This window comes from Rhizobium aureum, assembly GCF_030182495.1.
GTDB classification, from domain to species: domain Bacteria; phylum Pseudomonadota; class Alphaproteobacteria; order Rhizobiales; family Rhizobiaceae; genus Rhizobium; species Rhizobium tropici_C.
This window is the reverse complement of the sequence record NZ_JAQJCI010000049.1, coordinates 1-1,002: the sequence shown is the minus strand read 5'-3', so window position 1 is coordinate 1,002 and position 1,002 is coordinate 1. Positions and strand designations below refer to the sequence as shown.

General features: G+C 53.9%; 1 protein-coding gene. It reads left to right on the top strand.

Translation table 11 applies throughout. From position 1 onward, the window contains the following. Positions 1-56: 56 nt before the first annotated feature. On the top strand, positions 57-1,002 hold a 946-nt coding region (locus PH552_RS33660; RefSeq protein ID WP_285166736.1), incomplete at its 3' end, for an IS481 family transposase.

The following is a 1,002-nucleotide window of genomic DNA, read 5'->3' as shown; positions in this document are numbered from 1 at the left end:
TGTTTAGTCCCGGCATTTGATGGTGCAATATTTTCCTTGGCATGGAGGGAAGCACTATGGGCCAGGTTTTACACGGGAGCGCCACGACGACAGAGGCAATCCGTCGAGCAATACAAAATAGTGAAGAGAGCCTGAGAACGCTTTCGAAGCGATACGGGATCAACCAGAAAACCGTGGCGAAATGGAAGAAGCGGACATCGTTGGTCGACCTTGCTACAGGCCCAAAGGACCCGCACTCGACGACCCTTTCCCTCGAAGAAGAGGCCGTTATCGTCGCCTTCCGCCGGCACACGTTGCTGCCGCTCGATGATTGCCTCTACGCTCTTCAGCCGACCATTTCACATCTGACGCGGTCGTCGTTGCACAGGTGTTTGCAGCGCCACGGCATTTCACGTCTGCCGGAGGTCAGAGGCGACAAGGAGCCGAAGAAGAAGTTCAAAAGCTATCCGATCGGCTACTTCCACATCGATATTGCCGAGGTGCAGACGGCCGAGGGCAAGCTCTATCTCTTTGTCGCAATTGACCGAACATCCAAGTTCGCGTTCGCAGAACTCTACACCAAAGCCGGCAAGATGAATGCCGCTCAGTTCTTGCGCAATCTGATCACGGCAGTGCCCTACACCATTCACACCGTTTTGACCGACAATGGCATTCAGTTCACCAACCGAGCTTGTGATCGAAATGCCTTCCAGCACATCTTCGATTGGGTCTGCGACGATCACAGCATCGAGCATCGCCTGACCAAGGTGAAGCATCCCTGGACTAACGGACAGGTCGAACGGATGAACCGAACGATCAAGGAGGCGACCGTCAAGCGCTTCCACTACGACGATCATGCGCAGTTGAAAAAACATCTGGCCGACTTTATCGACGCCTACAATTTCGGGCGCCGGCTCAAGACGTTAAAGGGCCTTACGCCTTACGAGTTCATCTGTAGACGATGGACTTTGGAGCCGGATCGATTCATCATCGACCCCATCCATCAAATGCCGGGACTAAACA